General features: G+C 71.5%; 16 protein-coding genes. 12 read left to right on the forward strand and 4 right to left on the reverse strand.

The genetic code is table 11. The features are described 5' to 3' along the window. Positions 1-33 precede the first annotated feature (33 nt). The gene (locus ACFY3C_RS18455; protein WP_389171878.1) at positions 34-828 is read left to right on the forward strand and encodes a DUF817 domain-containing protein; all 795 of its coding nucleotides are present in this window, start codon (positions 34-36) and stop codon (positions 826-828) included. Positions 829-920: 92 nt separating this feature from the next. On the opposite strand, the gene ACFY3C_RS18460 is transcribed toward ACFY3C_RS18455, so the two are convergent. Beyond that, on the reverse strand, positions 921-3,614 hold the full coding sequence (locus tag ACFY3C_RS18460; protein WP_390771474.1) for an FAD/NAD(P)-binding protein: 2,694 nt from the start codon (positions 3,612-3,614) through the stop codon (positions 921-923). A gap of 194 nt (positions 3,615-3,808) precedes the next feature. Between ACFY3C_RS18460 and ACFY3C_RS18465 the strand changes: the two genes are divergently transcribed. From ACFY3C_RS18465 to ACFY3C_RS18475, 3 genes are all read left to right on the forward strand, one after another. After that, positions 3,809-5,056, forward strand: a complete 1,248-nt coding sequence (locus ACFY3C_RS18465) for an Ig-like domain-containing protein (RefSeq protein ID WP_390771475.1) — start codon at positions 3,809-3,811, stop codon at positions 5,054-5,056. Positions 5,057-5,240: 184 nt separating this feature from the next. Then, complete coding sequence (locus tag ACFY3C_RS18470; RefSeq protein ID WP_390771476.1) at positions 5,241-6,635, forward strand: glycoside hydrolase family 16 protein; 1,395 nt, start codon at positions 5,241-5,243, stop codon at positions 6,633-6,635. A gap of 154 nt (positions 6,636-6,789) precedes the next feature. Continuing rightward, positions 6,790-7,059 (forward strand): hypothetical protein, encoded by a 270-nt coding sequence (locus ACFY3C_RS18475; protein ID WP_390771477.1) that lies wholly within the window; start codon positions 6,790-6,792, stop codon positions 7,057-7,059. A 27-nt stretch (positions 7,060-7,086) separates the two neighbouring features. Here ACFY3C_RS18475 and ACFY3C_RS18480 read toward each other — a convergent pair whose 3' ends face one another. Beyond that, entirely contained in the window at positions 7,087-7,668 is a 582-nt protein-coding gene (locus ACFY3C_RS18480; RefSeq protein ID WP_390771478.1) for a TetR/AcrR family transcriptional regulator, read from the reverse strand. A 163-nt stretch (positions 7,669-7,831) separates the two neighbouring features. On the opposite strand from ACFY3C_RS18480, the gene ACFY3C_RS18485 reads away from it, so the two are divergent. Next, a complete protein-coding gene (locus tag ACFY3C_RS18485) occupies positions 7,832-8,791 on the forward strand; it encodes an alpha/beta hydrolase family protein (protein WP_390771479.1) in 960 nt (319 codons plus the stop codon). Between the two features lie 8 nt (positions 8,792-8,799). Here ACFY3C_RS18485 and ACFY3C_RS18490 read toward each other — a convergent pair whose 3' ends face one another. Then, entirely contained in the window at positions 8,800-9,690 is an 891-nt protein-coding gene (locus tag ACFY3C_RS18490; protein ID WP_390771480.1) for a helix-turn-helix domain-containing protein, read from the reverse strand. Positions 9,691-9,836: 146 nt separating this feature from the next. On the opposite strand from ACFY3C_RS18490, the gene tkt reads away from it, so the two are divergent. Genes tkt through ACFY3C_RS18525 form a run of 7 tightly spaced genes read left to right on the forward strand, consistent with a single transcriptional unit; the run spans position 9,837 to position 18,738 of the window. Beyond that, a complete protein-coding gene (tkt, locus tag ACFY3C_RS18495; RefSeq protein WP_390771481.1) occupies positions 9,837-11,912 on the forward strand; it encodes a transketolase in 2,076 nt (691 codons plus the stop codon). A gap of 19 nt (positions 11,913-11,931) precedes the next feature. After that, the gene (gene tal, locus ACFY3C_RS18500) at positions 11,932-13,074 is read left to right on the forward strand and encodes a transaldolase (RefSeq protein ID WP_390771482.1); all 1,143 of its coding nucleotides are present in this window, start codon (positions 11,932-11,934) and stop codon (positions 13,072-13,074) included. Beyond that, positions 13,074-14,666, forward strand: coding sequence for a glucose-6-phosphate dehydrogenase (gene zwf / locus ACFY3C_RS18505; RefSeq protein WP_386581397.1), 1,593 nt, complete (start codon positions 13,074-13,076; stop codon positions 14,664-14,666). Before tal ends, zwf begins: the two co-directional genes overlap by 1 nt. Continuing rightward, a complete protein-coding gene (opcA, locus tag ACFY3C_RS18510) occupies positions 14,663-15,589 on the forward strand; it encodes a glucose-6-phosphate dehydrogenase assembly protein OpcA (RefSeq protein WP_386581396.1) in 927 nt (308 codons plus the stop codon). The genes zwf and opcA overlap by 4 nt, the downstream gene beginning before the upstream one ends. A gap of 1 nt (position 15,590) precedes the next feature. Continuing rightward, a complete protein-coding gene (pgi, locus tag ACFY3C_RS18515; protein WP_390771483.1) occupies positions 15,591-17,258 on the forward strand; it encodes a glucose-6-phosphate isomerase in 1,668 nt (555 codons plus the stop codon). A 1-nt stretch (position 17,259) separates the two neighbouring features. After that, complete coding sequence (gene gnd, locus ACFY3C_RS18520; RefSeq protein WP_386581394.1) at positions 17,260-18,138, forward strand: phosphogluconate dehydrogenase (NAD(+)-dependent, decarboxylating); 879 nt, start codon at positions 17,260-17,262, stop codon at positions 18,136-18,138. 6 nt (positions 18,139-18,144) lie between these two features. After that, positions 18,145-18,738: a histidine phosphatase family protein gene (locus tag ACFY3C_RS18525; protein WP_390771484.1), complete on the forward strand. Its 594-nt coding sequence runs from the start codon at positions 18,145-18,147 to the stop codon at positions 18,736-18,738. A 21-nt stretch (positions 18,739-18,759) separates the two neighbouring features. On the opposite strand, the gene ACFY3C_RS18530 is transcribed toward ACFY3C_RS18525, so the two are convergent. Continuing rightward, positions 18,760-20,679 (reverse strand): ArnT family glycosyltransferase, encoded by a 1,920-nt coding sequence (locus tag ACFY3C_RS18530; RefSeq protein WP_390771485.1) that lies wholly within the window; start codon positions 20,677-20,679, stop codon positions 18,760-18,762. Positions 20,680-20,700: the final 21 nt, after the last annotated feature.

Genomic DNA, 20,700 nt, shown 5'->3' on the forward strand with positions numbered 1-20,700 from the left:
GGAGGCGGGCCGGATGTCGTCCTCCTGATCACCATGCCCACTACACATCCGGCCGGCTTCCCGGCGTCCCCGATCAGCCAGTTGCTCGACTTCACCTGGACCCAGACCCGGGCCTGCGCCTTCGCCATCGCCCTGTTGTCCGGAGTGGCGGCATCGGCCCTGCTGCCACCGCTGCCGGTGGCCCGCTACGACCTGCTCGCCTGCTACGGCGTGCTGCTCACGCTGCTGTTCTGGCGGCGCGGCTGGGAGAGCGGACGCGACGTCGCCGTCATCGCCGCCTGCCATGTCATCGGTCTCGCCTTCGAGTTGGTGAAGGTCTCGCTCGGCTCGTGGAGCTACCCGGAACCGGCCGTGCTGAAGTTCGCGGGCGTCCCGCTGTACGGAGGCTTCCTCTACGCGGCCGTCGGCAGCTACATCTGCCGGGCCTGGCACCTGTTCGACCTCGAGGTGGTCCGCTACCGGCCGCGGGCGACGGCCCTGGTGGCCGCCGCCGTCTACGTCAACTTCTTCAGCCACCACTGGCTGCCCGACGTCCGCTGGCCGCTGGCGGCCCTCCTCGTGGCCGTCACCGCGGGCACCACCGTGCACTTCACGGTGCGCGGGACACGGCGGCGCATGCCGCTCGCGCTGTCCTTCACCCTGATCGGGTTCTTCCTGTGGCTGGCGGAGAACCTCGCCACCTATGTGGGCGCCTGGCGCTACCCGTACCAGCTGCACGGCTGGCAGCCCGTCGACGTCGGCAAGTTCGGGGCCTGGGCGCTGCTCATCAGCGTCACGTTCGTCCTCGCGGCGTTCGGCCGGTCCAGGACACCCTCCGCACCCCGGTGACTGCCGTCGCCCCCAGGCTCCCCGGGCAGGGGGCCTGGGGCCGGTTTCCGACAGCTGATCGAGTCGGGGCTCCGGTGGCGGCGGACGTCCGGTCAGCCGGACAGTCCGGCCAGCAACCGTCGGTCCCGGGGGGCCGGTTTGCGGTCGAGACGGGCGTCCAGGAGGCGGCGGGCGGCGTCACTGCGGCCCGCCGCCACGAGCGCGTACAGCAGTGTCTCCTCGACGACCTCCCGCTGGGCCGCGCTGCCGCCGACGCTGCGCAGCACGGGCAGCAGCGCGTCCAGGCCACGGGCCGCCTCCACGAAGCGTTCCTCGACGAGCGCGGCCAGCGCCTCGCACAGCGGCGCGACGACCTCGCGTTGCACCAGGTCCGCTCCCAGGGCGTGGTCGCGCAGCCGGCGCAGGGCGGGCAGGTCCCCGGCGGCGGTGCGGGCGACCGCGACATGCAGCGCGGTGAACGCCGTCGCCGGCCGCTCCAGCACCTCCCGCTCGACCGCCTCCAGCACGTCGGCCGCGGGCAGTTCACCCCGCCAGCTGTCGCTCAGCCACGCCCGCCACAGCAGCGACCCCGAGTCGACCAGGGCCCGCATTCCGGTGACCCGGCCGGGCGCGAGCTGTGCGAACCAGCGCCTGCGGACCGCCGCCGGGTCGTCGAGGGCGAGTTCGTGCAGCGCGATGTGCCAGGAGAAGTGCGCCCGGTGGACCGCGCCCCGGCCCCGGCCCGACACCCAGCGGTCCAGCCAGTCACGTCCGGCCTCGTGTGCGCCCGACTCGTAGTGCACGTGCGCCAGGGCGTGCACGGCGTGCCCGGAGGCGGGCTCGACCGCCAGCGCCCGGTGCGCCAGCTCGCCCGCCTCGTGCAGGCGGCCCTCCTCCTGGCGCAGGAAGGCGAGCAGCGAGGTGTGGAACCAGTGCCCGTCGTACGCCGGTGACGTCAGTCGGAGCAGACCGAGCGCGTCGTCGTCGTGCAGGTCGCTGACCCCGGAGAAGGCGATGGTGGGCACGGCGGCGGCGAGCGCGAGCGCGTCGGCGGGGTAGGTCCGCAGGTGTCGTACGAGCGCCTCGTCCCCGTCGTCGCCGGTGATCCGCCGCGTGACGACGTCCACGAAGGACCGCTCGCGGGTGTCGGCCCGCTCGCGGGCGCAGCGCTGTGCGTCGGCGAGGGCGCGGGGCACGTCGACGGCGGCCCCGCACTCGTGGCCCAGCAACGCGAGGGCGGCGTGGCCGAGGGCGAAGCCGGGGTCGAGGGCGACCGCGCGGGCGAAGGCCTGCGGGCCTCCGGAGCGGACCTTGAGGACCCGGTCGAGCCCGCCGCGGTAGGCGGCGGCCGCCTCGGCGTGGGTGGTCAGGGCGAGGCCGTGCCCGTCGACGGGGCGGCGGGTCGTACGGCGCCTCGGGGCGAGCGGGGCCAGCAGCTGCTGGGCCAACTCGGCTGCCTGGACGCGGATTTCGGGGATCGCGGTGGTCTCCCACAGCTCGCCACGGCGCGGGGCGCCCAGCGTGAACAGCGGGAGCCCGGCACCGCCCCGGGCGTCGAGGAGGCGGCCGTCCCGGGTCGCGGCGCCCATGCCGAGCGGGCCGGGAACCGCGGCTCCGGACGCGAACAGCCCATGCCACAGCGGGTCGTCGAGGTTCCGCCCCGGGCCGGTGCAGTCGACCACCCAGCCCACGTGCAGCGTACGGCCGCCCGACAGCTCGACGGCGAGCCCTCCGCCGTCGGGCGCCGTGGCCCGCACGACCCTGCCCGTGTGGACCTGGAGGCGGCGCGCGGTGCGGGCCCGGGAGACGTGCTCGGCGGTGGCGGGGGCCATGCGGTGGCGGTGGGTGTTCCACAGGGCGCCCTCGCGGGCGAGGAACTCCTCCCGCTCCTCGGGGGTGAGGCTGCGCCACAGGCGGGTGGTGTGCGGGCGGAGGCTGTCGAGGCCGGGGCGCCAGTCGCCGTGGGTGCGGACCGAGCGGCTGAGGTGCCGGTAGACGACGCGGCGCAGCCGGCCCAGGGACGTGTCGTGCAGGTCCTGCGGCGCGGGCATCACGGCGGCCGGGCCGAGCGCGTGCGGCTGGGGCAGCAGGCCGCCCCGGGAGAGGGCGTGGAGGGTGCGGCCGGGGCGGTCGAGGGTCAGCGCCAGGTCGACGGCGGTCAGGCCCGTGCCGACGAGCAGCACGTCGTCGCCGCCGTCCCGGGCGCCGGCCGAGGGGCATTCCAGGGCCTCGTCCAGCGCGCCCGGCGCCCACGGCGTGCCGACGAAGCGAGGCGAGGCGCGCAGGGCGGGCGGAGCCCATGCGGCGGTCGCGGCTGCGGGTCCGGTGGCGAGGACGGCGGCGTCGGCGGTCAGGTGTCCCCCGTCGGCGAGGCTCAGCTCCACCCCGCCGTCGGGGGTGCCGGCGCAGCCCTCCGCCCGGGTGCGCAGCCGGCGTAGGGCGACCGTGCCGTGGGCGCGGACGATCGCCTGGCCGAGGGTGTCGGCGAGGTAGGCGCCGTAGCGGTAGCGGGTGGCGTAGTCGGCGCCGGTGACCTCGGGTTCGCCGTGCCGGCACAGCCAGCGGGTGAAGTGGCCCGGATCGTCGGGGTAGGCGCTCATGTTGCCGGCGGGCACGTTCAGGCGGTGGCGTGGGTCACGGGTGGCGTAGGCGGTGCCCCGGCCCGCCTCGGGGGCCGCGTCGATCAGGACGACGTCGAGGGGAGTCCGGCGGCGGGTCGCCATCTCGCAGAGCTGGACGGCGGTCAGGGCGCCTGCCGCGCCGGCTCCCACGACGGCCACGGTGGGCCGCTTGCGGACGTCGGTCATGTATACCTCCGGCGGGTCGGTGAAACTGTTTCTTCACTCTTCCGATCGGGTCCGGGCCCCCACAACCACGACTTCCAGCCGTCTCGGCGTGTCCTCATCGGAATCTCAGGGAGCACCCCACGGATTCAAAGGGCCGACCCAGAGAAGCGGCGCAGGATGCCCACGCACGGAGAGACAACTCAGGAAGGCGTGTCGTGGGCGTGTCGCACATATCGAAGCGGTCCGGACAGCGGGCTCGCGGGTGGTCCCGGCGCGGGATCCTCGCCGCTCTCGGAGCGGTACCGGCCGCCGCCCTGGCGGGCTGCAGCTCCTCGGCGGATGCCTCGGCGGCCTCGGACGGCAAGGGCGCCACGGCGTCCGCGCGGGCCGCGACGACGAAGAAGGCCACCATCGCCGTCACGCCCGCGGCCGGCACGAAAAAGGCCGATTTCACCAGCCCCGTCGAGGTCACCGTCACCGACGGCACGTTGACCTCCGTCCATGTCACCGGCAACGACGGCTCCACCCTGGCGGGCACCCTCGACTCGGCCAGGACCAAGTGGACTTCGGCTCGCAATCCGTACTCGGGCACGAAGTACACGGTGACGGCCAAGGCGGAGGGCGCCGCCGAGGAGGCCGTGTCGACGTTCACCACCCGGTCGCCCGGCGCCACGTTCGTCGGCTACTTCACGCCCGAGGCGGGCTCCACCTCCGGCGTCGGCATGCCGGTGTCGATCAACTTCACGCACGCCGTCGCCGACCGGGCCGCCGTCCAGAAGGCGATCACGGTGACCGCCGAACCGGCCGTGGAGGTGGTCGGGCACTGGTTCAGCGACACCCGGCTGGACTTCCGCCCGGAAACCTATTGGGGCCCCGGCACGAAGATCACCCTCAGCCTGCGCCTGATGGACGTCGAGGGCGCCGACGGCGTCTACGGCATCCAGCGCAAGGACGTCACCTTCCACATCGGCCGCGAGCAGATCAGCACGGTCGACCTCGCGACGAAGACGATGACGGTCCGCCGGGACGGAAAGACCGCCTCCACCTACCCGGTCACCGGCGGCGACTCCGACCACACCACCTGGTCCGGGATCATGGTGATCAGCGAGCGGTTCCAGCAGACCCGCATGGAGTCGTCCACGGTCGGTCTCGGCGACGAGTACGACATCCCGGACGTGCCGCACGCCCAGCGACTCACCACCTCCGGCACCTTCGTGCACGGCAACTACTGGGCGTCCGCCTCAGTGTTCGGGCACCAGAACGCCAGTCACGGCTGCATCGGCCTGCACGACGCCAAGGGCGCCGGCGACAGCTCCGTGGCCGGCTACAAGTTCTACGAGAGTTCGATGCTCGGCGACGTGGTGATCGTGAAGAACTCCGGCGAGAAGACGGTGGACCCGGCCAATGGGCTCAACGGGTGGAACCTGTCGTGGGCCGAGTGGAAGGCGGGCAGCGCGGCCTGAGCCGGTCTGGGTGGCTTCATGGGGTGAACTCCAGGGCTGCAAAAGGAGTTTCTCTGCTTTAACTCTTGACGACCGCAGGGCCGGGGAGCACATTGGCGGCACCTTGAGAGCGCTCTCAACCCATTCATGGGAGCGCTCTCACAAGGCTCCCGCACCCCCCTCCGTACCCGAGAGGCCCTCCCTCATGAGCGAATCCTCCGGCATACCCAGACCCCGCGCCCTGCGCCGCGCGCTCGTCGCCGTGGTCGCCACGCTCGGTGTGGCCGCCGCCGTGGCGACGGCGGCCACCGCACCCGCCAGCGCCTCGGCCCCGACCCCCCCGTCGGGCTGGACGCAGGTCTTCCTCGACGACTTCAACGGCTCGGCCGGCTCCGGCGTCAACACCTCCAACTGGCAGTACGACACCGGGACTTCGTATCCCGGCGGCGCCGCGAACTGGGGCACCGGCGAGGTCGAGACGATGACCTCCAGCACCAACAACGTCGCGCTGGACGGCAACGGCAACCTGCTCATCACCCCGCGCCGCGACGCGTCCGGCAACTGGACCTCCGGGCGTATCGAGACGACCCGCACCGACTTCCAGCCACCGGCAGGCGGCAAGCTGCGCGTGCAGGCCCGTATCCAGATGCCCGACGTCACCGGCGCGGCCGCCAAGGGCTACTGGCCGGCGTTCTGGATGCTGGGCGCGCCCTACCGCGGCAACTACCAGAACTGGCCGAGCGTCGGCGAGCTGGACATCATGGAGAACGTCCAGGGCCTGAACACCGACTGGGCCACGATGCACTGCGGCACCAACCCGGGCGGCCCCTGCAACGAGACCTCGGGCATCGGCAACTCCACCTCCTGCACCGGCAGCACCTGCCAGGCGGGCTTCCACACCTACGCGATGGAGTGGGACCGCTCGACCAGCCCCGAGGAGATCCGCTTCTACCTCGACGGCGTCAACTTCCACACGGTCAGGGCCAACCAGGTCGACGCGACGACCTGGGCCAACGCCACCAATCACGGCTTCTTCGTCATCCTGAACGTGGCGATGGGCGGCGGCTTCCCGGCCGCCTTCGGCGGCGGCCCGGACAGCGGCACCGAGCCGAACCACCCGATGGCCGTGGACTACGTGCAGGTGCTCCAGGCCACGGGCGGCGGCACCACTCCCCCACCCTCCGGCAACCGGGACGCCTACAGCGCGATCCAGGCCGAGTCGTACGACAGCCAGTCCGGCGTGAGCACCGAGGCCACCACGGACACCGGCGGCGGACAGGACATCGGTTACCTCGCGAACGGCGACTGGGCCCTCTACAAGGGCGTCAACTTCGGCTCCACCGCGGCCACCCAGTTCTACGGGCGGGTGGCGAGCGGCGCCGGGTCCGGGGTCAGCGGCCTGGTCGAGGTGCGCCTCGACAGCCGCAGCAACGCCCCCATCGGCAGCTTCGCCCTGTCCAACACCGGGGGCTGGCAGAGCTGGCGGACGGTCCCGGCGAACATCACCTCGGTGACCGGCACGCACGACGTCTACCTCACCTTCACCAGCGGCCAGCCGTCCGACTTCGTGAACGTGAACTGGTTCGACTTCGGCCACTGACAAGGGTGTTGACCCTGTCCCGCGAGCAGCCGCGCCGCGCGTGTGCACGCGCGGCGCGGCTGCGAGGATGGGGCGTGTGGTGACGGATGCGGAGTGGGAGCGGATTCGGAGGAGTCTTCGCTTCGGGCAGGTCTTCCGAGGCACTGTCGTGAGAGTGCCCAGGCCCGGAGCGATCGGGATCTTCGTGGACATCGGTCTGGACGTCGGAGGCTTCGTGGACGTCGTACTGCTGCCGCGGCAGGAAGAACTCTGGCCCGCCGAAGGCACGGTCGCCGATTTCGAGATCTGGTGGGCGGACAGCCGGCAGCAGATCCGTCTGAAGCCGTCCGAACCGCGCTACCTGCGCAGGGACTTCGCGGAGTTCACCGCACGTTTCAGGCCCGGCTGGCCGTCCGACATCGGCCGGCCCGTACTCGCCGGCTGACCACCGTCGCCGTCAGGCCGACTGCGGTCACCGCAGCCCCCGAAGGAGTAGTTCGACCAGTCGGCGGGGGTCGTAGCGAGGGTCGCTGTCGCGGCCGATGCAGAGGTTGCCGATGCCGCGCATCAGTTCGTAGGGGTGCGTACCGGGCCTGATCTCGCCGGCGTCGACCGCGGCGTCGAGCAACTGTGCGCAGACGGGCACCAGGCGGTCGAGGAAGTAGGTGTGCAGCGCCTCGAAGCCGCTGCTGTCCGACTGCATCGCGTTGGCGAGGCCGTGCTTGGTGACCAGGAAGTCGACGAAGAGGTCGGCCCACTGACGCAGTGCCGCGAACGGGGAGCCGGCACCGGCCAGCAGGCTCGGGCCGGCCTCGGCGCAGGCCTCGACCTGGTGGCGGTAGACGGCGACGACGAGATCCGCCCGCGTCGGGAAGTGGCGGTAGATGGTCCCCACCCCGACCCCCGCCCTGGCCGCGATCTCACGGATCGGCGCATCGACGCCGGAGGTGACGAACACCGCGGCGGCGGCGGCAAGCAGCGTCTGCTGATTGCGCTGTGCGTCGGCCCGCCTGCTTCGGGCCGGCACCTCCCCGGACTGGCCTGCAGTGGGCACCGCGCTCTCCTCCCGACGATCCTTGCCTAAACGGAACAGCGTTCCGTATATTAATCGGAACGACGTTCCGGTTTCAGGGTAGCTGAAGCCGGACTCTCCCGACCGCCTCCCCCGCCGGACGAACGAGACCGGCGGCAGAGGCAATCGAAGGGACACACACCTCGTGAGTGCATCGACTTACACAGCCGGCAGTCTCAGCTCACCCACCCCCGTCCTCTCGGTCGGTCCGGTGGTGCTGCCGGCCCCCGACCGCGCCGTGGACCTCCAGGTGCGCGTCTCCGCGCCGGTGACCGGAACCAACCTGCCGGTCATCCTCCTCTCGCACGGCCAGGGCTACTCGAACCACCTGTCCTCACTGAACGGCTACGCACCCCTCGTCAACTTCTGGGCGGCGCACGGCTTCGTCGTGATCCAGCCCACCCACCTGAGTTCGCGGACCCTGACCCTGGATCCCGACACCCCCGGGGCCCCTCTGTACTGGCGATCACGCGCCGAGGACATGACGCGCACCCTCGACCGGCTGGACGAGATCGAGGCCGCCGTCCCGCAGCTCCCCGGACGCCTGGACCGGAGCAAGGTCGCGGTGGCCGGGCACTCGATGGGCGGGCACACCGCGAGCCTGCTACTGGGCGCCCGGCTCACCGATCCGGACGACGGAAAGGAAGTGAATCTGGCCGACCCCCGGATCAAGGCGGGGGTGCTGCTCGCCGCACCCGGCCGAGGGGGCGACGCCCTCACCGGGTTCGTGGCCGAGAACTGGCCCTTCTTCTCGACCACGGACTTCTCCGGGATGACGACGCCCACGCTCGTGGTCGCCGGCGACAAGGACGACTCCGCCCACCTGACGGTCCGGGGCCCGGACTGGCACGCCGATCCGTACGTCCTCTCCCCGGGCCCCAAGTCCCTGCTCACCCTGTTCGACGCGGAACACGGCCTCGGCGGGGTCTCCGGATACGACGTCGCCGAGACCACGGACGAGAACCCCGAGCGCGTGGCCGCGATCCAGCGGCTCACCTGGGCCTACCTCCGCAGCCGGCTCAACCCCGGGGATCCCGCCTGGCAGGCGGCGTGCGACGCACTCGCAGCCGGCCCGAGCCCGCTCGGACGGGTCGAGTCCAAGTAACCCGGGAGCTACCGCAGCTCCGCCCGGAACGCCGCCGGCGTGACGCCGGTGTGCAGATGGAAGAACTTGGAGAAGTTCGCCGCGTCGGGGAAGCCCACGGCCGCCCCGACGCGGCCGATCGGCATGTCCGTGTGGGCGAGGAGGCGCTTGGCCTCCAGGACCACCCGCTTGTCGATGAACCCCTTCGGCGTCTCACCGGTGGCCGCGCCGACCGCGCGGACGAGGGTGCGGCGGGAGTAACCGAGCGCGTCGGCGTACGCGCTGACGCTGTGGTTGGTCGCGAACCCTTGCTCGACGGCGTCCCGGAACAGGGTGAAGGTGGTGTCCGCCTGCTCCCGGGACGACTCCGCCGAACTGGCCGCGAGGTGGGCCAGACGCAGCAGGAACGCGGTCAGCGTGTGCCGGAGCACGGCCGTGTGCAGGCTCAGCGGGAGCGTCGCGGTGTCCTCGTACTCACGGCGCAGCTGGTCGAGGCCGGCTTGGAGCGCGGCGAGTTGTGTCGGTTCGGGGTGCAGCAGCGGGGGCAGGTCGTAGCGGTAGAGGCCGGTGGCCTCGACGGTGGCGCGGGGCAGGAAGCCGGGCTGCATGGTCAGCACGGTGCCGCGGTACTGGCTGGTCCGGGAGAACCGGTGGACCTGTCCGGGGCGGATCCACAGCAGGTCGCCGGCCGACGCCTCGTACTCGGCGAAGTCGATCATGTGCCGGACAGGGCCCTCGGTGAAGAGCATGACGACGTGGAAGTCGATGCGGTGGACCCGGTGCAGTGGCGCGTCGACGTGCCAGCTGTGGTCGGTCCCCATGGGGCCGACCTGCATGCCGACGCCGCCGACGGCCAGCTCCGTCGGGAAGGGGAAGGTCCTGATTCCCTCACCGTCGCCTTGGTGTGTTCTGTCCGCCATGTCCTGCTCGTGCCGTCCCTGTCGCCCGATCGCTGTCCCACATTCACCACAGGCTGACACACCTCTCCCTTCCCTCTAAAAAGTCAGACTTTTACTTTTGAACGCGTCCAGCCAGCGATCCCGCACTGAACGAGGACTTCTTGAAGATGAGCACGCAGACATCCGACGGCTTCGAGTGGACAGAGCTCGACCGGCGTGCCGTGGACACCGCACGGCTTCTCGCGGCTGACGCCGTGCAGAAGGTCGGCAACGGCCACCCGGGCACCGCGATGAGCCTGGCCCCTGCCGCGTACACGATCTTTCAGAAGGTGATGCGACACGACCCGGCCGACCCGGAGTGGACCGGCCGTGACCGTTTCGTGCTGTCCCCCGGCCACACCTCGCTGACCCTCTACACCCAGCTCTTCCTCGCCGGGTACGAGCTGGAGCTGGACGACCTGAAGGCGTTCCGCACCCATGGCTCGAAGACGCCCGGCCACCCCGAGTACGGGCACACCGCCGGCGTCGAGACCACCACAGGACCGCTCGGCCAGGGCGTCGCCAACGCCGTCGGCATGGCGATGGCCGCCCGCTACGAGCGCGGCCTGTTCGACCCCGAGGCCCCCGAGGGCGCCTCCCCCTTCGACCACACCGTCTGGGCGATCGTGTCCGACGGCGACCTGGAGGAGGGCGTCTCCGCCGAGGCCTCCTCCCTGGCCGGCCACCAGAAGCTCGGCAACCTGGTCTTCCTCTACGACGACAACCACATCTCCATCGAGGGCGACACCGCGACCGCCTTCTCCGAGGACGTGCTGAAGCGGTACGAGGCCTACGGCTGGCACACCCAGCGCATCGAGCCCACCGCCGACGGCGACGTCGACGTGCCCGCCCTGTACGCGGCGCTGAAGGCCGCGCAGGCCGAGACCGGGCGCCCCTCGATCATCGCGATGCGCACGATCATCGCCTGGCCGGCCCCGAACGCGCAGAACACCGAGGCTTCCCACGGCTCCGCGCTCGGCGCGGACGAGATCGCGGCCACCAAGCGCGTCCTCGGCTTCGACCCGGAGCAGTCCTTCGAGGTCTCCGACGAGGTCCTGAACCACACCCGCCGGGCCCTGGACCGGGGCGCCGAGGCGCACGCAGCCTGGGACAAGCGGATCGCCGAGTGGCGCACGGCCGACACCGAGCGGGCTCAGCTGTTCGACCGGATCAGCAAGGGCGAGCTGCCCGAGGGCTGGGAGAACGCCCTGCCGGTGTTCGAGGAGGGCAAGTCCGTCGCCACCCGCGCCGCCTCCGGCAAGGTGCTGCAGGCGCTCGGCCCGGTCCTCCCCGAGCTGTGGGGCGGCTCCGCCGACCTGGCCGGCTCGAACAACACCACCATCGACAAGACCAGCTCCTTCCTGCCGAAGGGCAACCCGCTGCCCGAGGCGGACCCGTACGGCCGCACCGTCCACTTCGGCATCCGCGAGTTCTCGATGGCCGCGGAGATGAACGGCATCGCCCTGCACGGCAACACCCGTGTCTACGGCGGCACCTTCCTGGTCTTCTCCGACTACATGCGCAACGCCGTCCGGATGTCGGCGCTGATGCAGCTGCCCGTGACGTACGTGTGGACGCACGACTCCATCGGCCTCGGCGAGGACGGGCCCACCCACCAGCCGGTCGAGCACCTGGCCTCGCTGCGCGCGATCCCGGGCCTGAACGTCGTCCGCCCGGCGGACGCCAACGAGACCGCGGTCGTCTGGGCCGAGATCCTGAAGCGGCACGCCACCGCCCCGGCCCCGCACGGGCTCGCGCTCACCCGCCAGGGCGTGCCGGTGTACGCGCTCCACGAGGACGCGGCCAAGGGCGGATATGTGCTGCGCGAGTCCTCCACCGAGACCCCGGAGGTGATCATCATCGCGACGGGATCCGAGGTGCAGCTGGCTGTCGCCGCGCGGGAGCAGCTGGAGGCCGAGGGGATCGGCACGCGGGTGGTGTCGATGCCGTCCGTGGAGTGGTTCGAGGAGCAGGACCAGGGGTACCGGGACTCCGTGCTGCCGCCGGCCGTGAAGGCCCGCGTCGCCGTCGAGGCCGGTATCGGTCTGACGTGGTACCGGTTCGTGGGCGACGCAGGTCGGATTGTCTCACTCGAACATTTCGGTGCCTCCGCAGATGCGACCACACTGTTCGCCGAGTTCGGCTTCACTCCCGAGAACGTTGCCGCCGCTGCCCGCGCATCGCTGGCCGCCGCGCGCGCCTGATACCGACGCGACTAGAAAGATGATCACTGTGACCGAAGCAATCGCGACCCCGGGAGCCCTTGAGCGCCTCGCCGACGAGGGCGTGTCGATCTGGCTGGACGACCTGTCGCGCAAGCGGATCACGTCGGGCGGCCTGGCCGAGCTGGTGCAGAGCGGTGGCGTCGTCGGCGTCACCACCAACCCGTCGATCTTCCAGGCGGCCATCGGCTCCGGCGAGGGCTACGAGGAGCAGCTGACCGACCTCGCCGTACGAGGCGTCACGGTCGAGGAAGCCGTGCGGATGATGACGACCGCCGATGTGCGCGCGGCCGCCGACATCCTGCGTCCGGTGTACGACGCCACCGGTGGCCGCGACGGCCGGGTCTCCATCGAGGTCGACCCCCGCCTCGCGCACCACACCGTGGCGACGGTCGCCGAGGCCAGACAGCTGGCCTGGCTGGTCGACCGCCCCAACGTGATGATCAAGATCCCGGCGACGAAGGCGGGCCTCCCGGCCATCACCGAGGTCATCGGCCTCGGCATCAGCGTCAACGTGACGCTGATCTTCTCCCTGGAGCGCTACCGCGAGGTCATGGCCGCCTACCTGGCCGGCCTGGAGAAGGCCCGCGAGCGGGGCCTGGACCTGTCCCGGATCCACTCGGTGGCGTCCTTCTTCGTCTCCCGCGTGGACAGCGAGATCGACAAGCGGCTGACCGCCCTCGGCACCGACGAGGCCCTCGCGCTCAAGGGCCGGGCGGCGCTCGCCAACGCACGGCTCGCCTACGAGGCGTACGAGGACGTCTTCGCATCCGAAAGCTGGCGGGCGCTCGCCGCGGACAAGGCGAACAAGCAGCGCCCGCTGTGGGCCTCCACCGGCGTGAAGGATCCCGCGTACAAGGACACGCTGTACGTGGACGAGCTGGTCGCACCCGGCACCGTGAACACGATGCCGGAGGCCACCCTGAAGGCCACCGCCGACCACGGCGAGATCACCGGAGACACGGTGACCGGCGGCTACGCGCAGGCCCGCGCCGACCTCGCCGCAGTGGAGCGGCTCGGCATCTCCTACGACGAGGTCGTCCAGCGGCTGGAGGACGAGGGCGTCGCCAAGTTCGAGACGGCCTGGCAGGAGCTGCTGGACGCCGTCACCAAGTCCCTGGAGAACAAGGGAGTTGACGCGTAATGACGACCAAGGCTCCGGAACCCGAGACGCCTCCCGCCGCGCAGGCCGGCGTCCCGGACGCCCCGGTCACCGACTGGGACAACCCGCTGCGGGACACCCGCGACCGCCGGCTCCCGCGGATCGCGGGCCCCTCCGGACTGGTCATCTTCGGTGTGACCGGCGACCTGTCCCGCAAGAAGCTGATGCCGGCCGTGTACGACCTGGCCAACCGCGGCCTGCTCCCGCCGGGCTTCTCCCTCGTCGGCTTCGCCCGCCGCGACTGGGAGGACCAGGACTTCGCGCAGGTCGTCCATGACGCGGTGCGCGAGCACTCCCGCACCCCGTTCCGCGAGGAGGTGTGGCAGCAACTCGCCGAGGGCATGCGGTTCGTCCCCGGCGACTTCGACGACGACACCGCCTTCAAGCAGCTGAAGCAGGCCGTCGAAGAGCTGGACGCCTCCCGCGGCACCGGCGGCAACTTCGCCTTCTACCTCTCGGTGCCGCCGAAGTTCTTCCCCAAGGTCGTGCAGCAGCTGAAGAAGCACGGCCTGGCCAACCCGCCGCAGGGTTCCTGGCGCCGGGCGGTCATCGAGAAGCCGTTCGGCCACGACCTGACGTCGGCCCAGGAGCTGAACGCGGTCGTGCACGACGTGTTCGAGCCCGACCAGGTCTTCCGGATCGACCACTACCTGGGCAAGGAGACCGTCCAGAACATCCTGGCGCTCCGCTTCGCCAACCAGATGTACGAGCCGATCTGGAACCGCAGTTACGTCGACCACGTGCAGATCACCATGGCCGAGGACATCGGCATCGGCGGCCGCGCGGGCTACTACGACGGCATCGGCTCGGCCCGAGACGTCATCCAGAACCACCTCCTGCAGCTGATGGCGCTCACCGCCATGGAGGAGCCCATCGCGTTCGACGCGGAGGCGCTGCTCACCGAGAAGCTGAAGGTGCTCAAGTCGGTGCGGCTGCCGCAGGAGCTGGGCAAGCACACCGTGCGCGGCCAGTACGCGGCCGGCTGGCAGGGCGGCGAGAAGGTCGTCGGCTACCTGGAGGAGGACGGCATCGACGCCAAGTCGAAGACCGACACCTTCGCCGCGATCAAGCTGGGCATCGACAACCGCCGCTGGGCGGGCGTCCCGTTCTACCTGCGCACCGGCAAGCGGCTGGGCCGCCGGGTCACCGAGATCGCGGTGGTCTTCAAGCGGGCCCCGCACTCCCCGTTCGACTCCACCGCCACCGAGGAGCTGGGCCAGAACGCGATCGTCATCCGCGTCCAGCCCGACGAGGGCATGACCGTCCGGTTCGGCTCGAAGGTGCCGGGCACCTCGATGGAGATCCGGGACGTGTCCATGGACTTCGCCTACGGCGAGTCGTTCACCGAGTCGAGCCCGGAGGCGTACGAGCGGCTCATCCTGGACGTACTGCTCGGCGACGCCAATTTGTTCCCCCGTCACCAGGAAGTGGAAGAGTCCTGGAAGATCCTCGACCCGATCGAGGAGTACTGGGCGGCGCACGGCAGGCCGGCGCAGTACGCGTCGGGCAGCTGGGGACCGAGGGAAGCGGACGAGATGCTCGCACGAGACGGACGGAGCTGGCGCAGGCCATGAAGATCGACCTGACCGACACCACGGCAAGCAAGATCAACAAGGCGCTGGTGAAGGGCCGCCGCGCCATCGGCACCCCGGCCGTGGGCATGGTCCTGACGATGGTCATCGTCACGGACGAGGAGAACGCCTACGACTCGATCCGGGCCGCCGAGGAGGCCTCGCACGAGCACCCCTCGCGCACCCTGGTCGTCATCAAGCGGCACGCCCGCACCCTGCGCGACCGCACCCACTCCCGGCTCGACGCCGAGGTCCGGGTCGGCTCCGAGGCCGGCACCGGCGAGACCGTCGTGCTGCGGACCTACGGCGAGGTGTCGGACCACGCCGACTCCGTGGTCCTGCCGCTGCTGCTGCCGGACGCCCCGGTGGTCGTGTGGTGGCCGGTCGACGCGCCGGACACCCCGTCCAAGGACCCGCTCGGCGCGCTCGCCCAGCGCCGGATCACCGACCTGTACGCGGTCGAGCGGCCGATGGAGGTCCTGGAGACCCGGGCCGGCAACTACGCGCCCGGCGACACCGACCTCGCCTGGACCCGGCTCACGCTGTGGCGGTCCATGCTGGCCGCCGCGCTGGACCAGGCCCGCGCGAAGGTGACGACGGCGGCCGTGGAGGCCGAGGCGGACAACCCCAGCGCCGAACTCCTCGCCCGCTGGCTGGAGGCCCGGCTGCACGTCAGGGTGGACCGCGTGGTCACCGCGGGCCCGGTCGTCACGGCCGTGCGCCTCGGCACCGCGAACGGCGAGATCGTCGTCGACCGGCCCGAAGGGCCCCTCGCGACACTGACCCTGCCCGGCCAGCCGCCGCGCACCCTCGCCCTGAAGGTCCGCGGCACCTCCGAACTCATCGCCGAGGAGCTGCGCCGCCTCGACGCCGACGAGATGTACGCCATCGCCCTCAAGGGCGAGGCCACCAAGGAGAACGCCTGAGATGTCCGACGCACCGTCAGACTCCCCCAAGCTCACCCGCCGGCCCGAGTGGACGGCCCTCGCCGACCACCGCGCCGCGGGACAGCCGCACCTGCGTGAGCTGTTCGCGACGGACCCCGGCCGCGCCGAGCGGTACGTCATCCGGGTGGGCGATCTGCACATCGACTACAGCAAGCACCTGATCACCGACGAGACCCTGGCCCTCCTCCAGGAACTCGCCACCGCCACCGGCGTGTTCGCGCTGCGGGACGCCACGTTCCGCGGCGAGAAGATCAACATCACCGAGCGGCGGGCCGTCCTGCACACCGCGCTGCGCGCCCCGCGGGACGCGGTGGTCGAGGTCGACGGCGAGAACGTCGTCCCGGCCGTGCACGCCGTCCTGGACAAGATGGCCGGCTTCGCCGAGCGGGTCCGCTCGGGCGAGTGGACCGGCCACACCGGCAAGCGGATCCGCAACGTCGTCAACATCGGCATCGGCGGTTCCGACCTCGGCCCGGCGATGGCCTACGAGGCCCTGCGCGCCTACACGGCACGGGAGTTGACGTTCCGCTTCGTGTCGAACGTGGACGGCGCCGACCTGCACGAGGCCACCCGCGACCTGGACCCGGCGGAGACCCTGTTCATCGTCGCGTCCAAGACGTTCACCACGATCGAGACGATCACCAACGCCACCTCGGCCCGCTCCTGGCTGCTGAAGGCATTCGACGGCGACGAGAAGGCGGTCGCCAGGCACTTCGTGGCCCTGTCCACGAATGCCGCCAAGGTCACCGAGTTCGGTATCGACCCGGACAACATGTTCGAGTTCTGGGACTGGGTCGGCGGGCGCTACTCGTACGACTCCGCGATCGGCCTGTCCCTGATGATCGCCATCGGCCCGGACCGGTTCCGGGAGATGCTCGACGGCTTCCGGATCGTCGACGACCACTTCCGCACCGCGCCCGCCGAGGCCAACGCGCCGCTGCTGATGGGCCTGTTGGGCATCTGGTACGGCAACTTCCACGACGCCCAGTCGCACGCGGTGCTGCCGTACAGCCACTACCTGTCCAAGTTCACGGCGTACCTGCAGCAGCTGGACATGGAGTCCAACGGCAAGTCGGTGGACCGGGCGGGCGCCCCGGTGGAGTGGCAGACCGGCCCGGTGGTCTGGGGCACGCCCGGCACCAACGGCCAGCACGCCTACTACCAGTTGATCCACCAGGGCACCAAGCTGATCCCGGCGGACTTCATCGGCTTCGCCGAGCCGGTTGCCGAGCTGAGCGGTGAACTCAAGGCCCAGCACGACCTGTTGATGGCCAACTTCTTCGCCCAGACCCAGGCCCTCGCCTTCGGCAAGACGGCCGAGGAGGTCCGCGGGGAAGGCGTGCCCGAGGAGCAGGTGGCGCACCGCACCTTCCGCGGCAACCACCCCACCACCACGATCCTCGCGCGCGAGCTGACCCCGTCCGTGCTCGGCCAGCTCGTCGCCCTCTACGAGCACAAGGTGTTCGTCCAGGGCGCCGTCTGGAACATCGACTCCTTCGACCAGTGGGGCGTGGAACTGGGCAAGGTCCTCGCCAAGCGCATCGAGCCCGCCCTGACCACCGGCGCTGACGTGCCCGGTCTCGACCCGTCCACCACAGCACTCGTCGCCGCCTACCGCACCCTCAAGAACGCTCAGGAAGTGAACTGACATGCAGCTCGGTCTCATCGGTCTCGGCAAGATGGGCGGCAACATGCGCGAGCGGATCCGCCGCGCCGGCCACACCGTCATCGGCTACGACCGCAACCCGGAGGTCTCCGACGTCAAGAGCCTCGAGGAACTGGTCCAGAAGCTCGACGCGCCGCGCACCATCTGGGTGATGGTCCCGGCGGGCACCGCCACCCAGACGGTCATCGACGAACTCAAGGACCTTCTCTCCCCGGGCGACGTGGTCGTGGACGGCGGCAACTCCCGCTGGACGGACGACGAGAAGCACGCCGCCGAACTCGGCATCAGGGGCATCGGCTTCGTCGACGCGGGCGTCTCCGGCGGCGTCTGGGGCCTGCAGAACGGCTACGCGCTCATGGTCGGCGGCGACAAGGAGCACGTGGAGCGCCTGAAGCCCATCTTCGAGGCGCTCAAGCCGGAGGGCCCCTACGGCTACGTCCACGCCGGCCGGGTCGGCGCCGGGCACTTCTCGAAGATGGTCCACAACGGCATCGAGTACGCCATGATGCAGGCCTACGCCGAGGGCTGGGAGCTGCTGGAGAAGGTCCACTCGGTGGAGAACGTCCGCGAGGTCTTCCGCTCCTGGCAGGAGGGCACCGTCATCCGTTCCTGGCTGCTCGACCTCGCGGTCAACGCCCTGGACGAGGACGAGCACCTGGAGAAGCTGCGCGGGTTCGCGGAGGACTCCGGCGAGGGCCGCTGGACGGTCGAGGCCGCCATCGACAACGCGGTGCCGCTGCCCGCGATCACCGCGTCGCTGTTCGCCCGGTTCGCCTCCCGGCAGGACGACTCCCCGCAGATGAAGATGATCGCCGCGCTGCGCAACCAGTTCGGCGGCCACGCCGTAGAGACCAAGGGCTGAGCGGCCGTGGGGGACCTCCTGCTGGTCCGCCACGGCGAGACGGAGTGGAGCGTGTCGGGACAGCACACCAGCTGGACCGACCTGCCCCTCACCACGCACGGTGAGGAACAGGCCAAGTCCCTCGCCCCGCTCCTCACCGAACGGACCTACACCCTCGCGCTGACCAGCCCGCTGGGCCGCGCGATACGCACCGCCGAACTGGCCGGCCTGTCCGGGGCCGTACCCGACCCGGATCTCCACGAGTGGGACTACGGCGGCTACGAGGGCGTCACCACGGCCGACATCCACCGCACCCGCCCCGACTGGGACCTGTGGACCGACGGCGTACCGCCCGTCCTCGACGGGCACCCCGGCGAGTCGCCCGAGCAGATCGGGGCGCGCGCCGACCGGGTGCTGGCCCAGGTGGACAAGGCGCTCGCCACGGACACCGGTGACGTGATCCTGGTGGCGCACGCCCACTTCCTGCGGGTGCTCACCGCCCGCCGGCTGGGTCTGCCGCCCGCCGAGGGCCGGCTGTTCCAGCTGGCGACCGGCACGCTCAGCCGGCTCTCCACGGAGCACGGGCGGCCGGTCGTCGCCGAGTGGAACCGACGCCCGTAGCGGCCCTTTCCGCGGCCCGGGTCACCCCGAGTGACCTGGGCCGCAGTCGTACAGCAGCCGGGTCCGGTCGCCGGGGTCGTAGGCGGCGGCCGGGACGAGCCGGCAGTGGGCGGGGGTCCATCGCACCAGGGTCCCGGCCGGGATGCGTGCGGTGCGGGTGCCGGGGAGCAGGTCGGCGCGCGACGGGACGACGTAGCGCAGCCGCCCGGAGCCGATCAGGCGGTGGAAGGCCGCCGGTGCCGGGTACGGGACACGGCCGGTGAAGCCGCCCATCGGCAGCACGGGCGCGTCGGCGCCGATGACGTAGGGGGCGGCGGCCTGCCAGCGGGGAACGGCGGCCAGGTAGCGGGCGCCGTCGCGGTGCGCGGTCAGGTAGGCGAGGAGCCGCTGCCGTTCGGGGCCGAGCCTGGACAGCGCGGAACCGGTACGGGTGCTGGTGGGGCCGACCCGGCCGAAGCCGCCGGGCTGGTTGTAGCGCAGGGACAGCGCGGAGGCCGACCAGACGGCGGGGATCAGCAGGACGGCACAGACACCGACGGCGAGTGCGGCCGGCCGGCGCGCGCCGGCCAGGAGCAGCGCGAGCAGGCCCAGGGCCACGGCGTACGCCGCCGACCAGACGAAGAACCGCGGGTACCACAGCGTCAGGGCCGCACACCAGAAGACATTGGCCAACAGCACCACCGGCAGCACACGACTGCGCCGCGCCCGCACGACCCCGACCGCGGCGAGCGCGCACACGGCCACCGCGACCACGCCCATGTAGTAGGTGTGGCCGGTCACGCTGCCGAAGCTGAACACCAGGAAGAAAGTCGCCAGCCACACGCCCCACAGCAGGTACCCGGCGAGCACCGGATCGGTGCGCGGAAGGCCCCACCGGCGCAGCGCCAGCACCCCACCGACGAGACCGAACGCGGCAAGCGGGTACAGCCAGCCCGTCTGGGTCGCCAGCCCCGGCCCGAACATCTTCCAGACGCCGTCGCCCAAGCCGGGCGGCAACCGGTGGCCGGCGTGGGCCGCCCGGCTCGCGACGATGCTGCCGGTGCCGGCCGCGTCGACGCAGACGGCGCGAAAGCGCGTCAGGAAGTTGTAGCCGACGACCATCCCGAACGGCGAGTCATCGGTGGTGCCGTCGAGGTACGGGCGGGCCCCGGACGGGGTGAACGCGGCCACCAGCATCCACGACAGCGACACCACGACCATGACCGCTGCGGCCAGGGCGAGATGGCCGACGCGGCGGCGGCGCGTGGTGGGGGCGGCGACGGCGTAGGTCACGGCGAGCGCGGGCAGCACCGCCCACGCCTCCAGCATCTTGCACTGGAAGGCGAGCCCCACCCAGAACGCGGCGAGCAGCAGGGTGCGCGGCCGGGCGTGCGCGGTGGCCCGCCAGGTGGCCTCGGCGGCCAGCAGCAGAAGCAGCACGAACGGCGCGTCCTCGGTGACCGAGCGGCCCAGGCCCACGGTCACCGGGGTCAGCGCGAGGAACGCGGCGGCGAGCAGCCCGGCCGGCACCCCGGCCCAGCGGCGCACCAGGACATGGAGCAGCAGCACACAGGCCACCGTCTCCAGCGCCTGCGGCAGCACCAGCGCCCACGGGTGGAAGCCGAACACGAGCGCGGAGAGGGCCTGCGGCCACAGGAAGCCGGGCAGCTTGTCCAGGGTGATGGAGTTCGCCGGGTCGAAGGAGCCGTAGAAGAAGGCGGCCGGGTTGTCGGTCATGCTGCGTACGGCGGCCGCGTAGAAGGGGTGGTAGGCGCTGTTGCCCAGGCCCCACAGACACAGCACGGCCGAGAGCGTGGCGAGGGCCGCGAGCACGGGGCGCTCGTAGCGGTCGGCGCCGGTGCGTACGGCCGTGGTGGGTATGGGCGGTGTGGCGTGGGGCGATGTGGCGTGGAGCGGTGGGGCGTGGCGGACGAGGAGTGGCTTGCTGGCGCGGCTCGGCATGAACGGCCTTCCAGGCATCCC

This window comes from Streptomyces sp. NPDC001410, from assembly GCF_042895235.1.
In the GTDB taxonomy this organism is placed as follows: domain Bacteria; phylum Actinomycetota; class Actinomycetes; order Streptomycetales; family Streptomycetaceae; genus Streptomyces.